The sequence below is a fragment of the Kaistella sp. genome (assembly GCF_032060305.1).
Classification (GTDB): Bacteria; Bacteroidota; Bacteroidia; order Flavobacteriales; family Weeksellaceae; genus Kaistella; species Kaistella yananensis.
Genome location: NZ_DAMBHK010000044.1, coordinates 17,143 through 19,509 on the forward strand (window position 1 = coordinate 17,143; position 2,367 = coordinate 19,509).

At 35.7% G+C, this 2,367-nt stretch carries 2 protein-coding genes; one reads left to right on the forward strand and one right to left on the reverse strand.

Features of this window, described 5'->3' with window-relative positions:
- Positions 1-161: 161 nt before the first annotated feature.
- A complete protein-coding gene (gene smpB, locus V5N63_RS07635; RefSeq protein ID WP_332033472.1) occupies positions 162-620 on the reverse strand; it encodes an SsrA-binding protein SmpB in 459 nt (152 codons plus the stop codon).
- A gap of 164 nt (positions 621-784) precedes the next feature.
- Between smpB and V5N63_RS07640 the strand changes: the two genes are divergently transcribed.
- Positions 785-2,367, forward strand: a 1,583-nt coding sequence (locus tag V5N63_RS07640) for an ABC-F family ATP-binding cassette domain-containing protein (RefSeq protein ID WP_332033473.1), incomplete at its 3' end; no start/stop codon positions are given.

Genomic DNA, 2,367 nt, shown 5'->3' on the forward strand with positions numbered 1-2,367 from the left:
CCACGGGTTGCTGGTCGTTTGAGCGAAAACAGTAGAGGCAACAGTAAGTGCCAATGCTGAAATTCCTAATTTTAGATTTTTCATAGAATTAAATGATTAAATAATTGATAATGCAAAATAAATATAATTTTTCGTTATAAACAAAGAATTTAAGAGAATTTTTAACTTTTCTTTAATAGTCGGTCGAGATTTCTTTTGTTTTCTCTGTCTTTTATACTTTCCCGTTTATCAAAGAGTTTTTTACCTCTTCCTAGTGCAATAAGAATTTTGGCTTTCCCGTTTTCATTGATGTACAATTTTAGCGGGATTATGGTATTACCAACATCTTTTAGTTTTTTTTCAAACTTTTGCAATTCTCTTTTATGCAGAAGCAATTTCCGTTCCCTTTTTGTTTTATGGTTATAAAATGTTCCCAATTTATACTCATCAATCATCATATTAATGATGTACAGTTCACCATCAATAAACTGGCAAAACGCTTCCGTAATACTTGCTTTAGAAGACCTCAAAGATTTTATCTCTGTCCCTGTAAGTACCATGCCTGCTTCGGTTTCTTCCAAAATTTCATATTCGAACCTGGCTCTTTTATTGAAAATATTAACTGTTTTTTCAATCTTCATTTCTCTGGAAAATATACTGAATTAATAATCTGTTAATTTTAAGAATTTTTAACGAAATTTTACATAACAACAAGAGCAAACAAAATGAACAATTGTTGGAAAACAGAAATGGAGCATAAAACCCAATTTCTTTTCGTAATTTTGCACCAAATTTACAAAACTATATGTTAACAGTATCTAATTTATCTTTACAATTCGGGAAAAGAGTGCTTTTCGATGACGTAAACATCATGTTTACCAAAGGAAACTGCTACGGAATTATCGGTGCTAATGGTGCCGGAAAGTCCACTTTTCTTAAAATACTAACCGGACAACAAGACCCTACAACAGGAAGCGTATCTTTGGAGCCAGGCAAAAGAATGTCGGTTTTAGAGCAGGATCACTTTGCATACGATAATTTCACGGTTTTAGAAACCGTATTACGAGGAAATAAAAAGCTTTTCGAGATAAAGGAAGAAATGGATGCTTTATATGCTAAAGAAGATTTTTCTGATGCGGATGGGATTAAAGCCGGCGAATTGGGTGTACTTTATGACGAAATGGGAGGCTGGAATTCAGAATCTGATGCGATGACGATGTTATCGAATGTAGGAATTAAAGATGACATGCATTACCAGATGATGAGTGAGCTCGAAAATCAGAATAAAGTAAAAGTACTTTTGGCTCAGGCGCTATTCGGAAACCCTGATGTTTTAATTTTGGATGAACCTACCAACGACCTTGATATCGATACGATTTCATGGCTCGAAGATTTCCTTTCAACTTACGAAAATACCGTGATTGTGGTATCGCACGATCGTCACTTTTTAGATGCAGTTTGTACCAACATTGCGGATTTAGATTATTCTAAACTAAATCTTTACACAGGAAATTACTCTTTCTGGTACCAAGCGTCTCAGCTAGCCACAAGACAGCGTCAACAAGCTAACAAAAAGGCAGAGGAAAAGAAAAAAGAACTTCAGGACTTTATTGCAAGATTCTCTTCTAACGTTGCAAAAGCCAAACAGGCTACTGCAAGAAAAAAAATGATCGATAAACTTAATATTGATGACATTAAGCCGTCGTCAAGAAGATATCCGGCGATTATATTCGATACCGAACGAGAAGCCGGCGACCAGATTTTAGAAGTGAAGGACCTTGAAAAAACCAAAGACGGTGAGCTTTTATTCTCAAATATTGATCTCAACCTTAAAAAAGGAGATAAAATAGCCGTACTTTCCAAAAACAGTTTAGCAATTACTGAATTTTTCGAGATATTAGGTGGCAACAGCAGTCCAGACAAAGGAACTTTTAACTGGGGAATTACAACCACACAGTCTTATATGCCGCTCGATAATACCGCCTTCTTCCAGGAAGACATCAACTTAGTAGATTGGCTGAGACAGTTTACTAAAAATGATGAAGAGCGACACGAAGAATTTATGAGAGGCTTCTTAGGAAAAATGCTTTTCTCCGGAGACGAAGCTTTAAAATCCTGTAAAGTACTTTCCGGAGGTGAAAAAATGCGTTGTATGTTTTCGCGGATGATGCTACAGAAAGCAAATGTACTTTTGCTTGATGAGCCTACAAACCACCTGGATTTGGAGAGTATTACCACGTTAAACAACTCTTTAACCAATTTCAAGGGAACAATATTGCTTGCTTCACATGACCACGAAATGCTCGAAACTGTCTGTAACAGAATCATTGAGTTAACTCCAAAAGGAATTATCGACAGAGAAATGTCTTACGACGAATATTTAGCCGA

Bases quoted from the DNA above. Each gene is read 5' to 3' on its own strand.
- smpB (WP_332033472.1), bottom strand. From the start codon at position 620: ATGAAGATTGAAAAAACAGTTAATATTTTCAATAAAAGAGCCAGGTTC.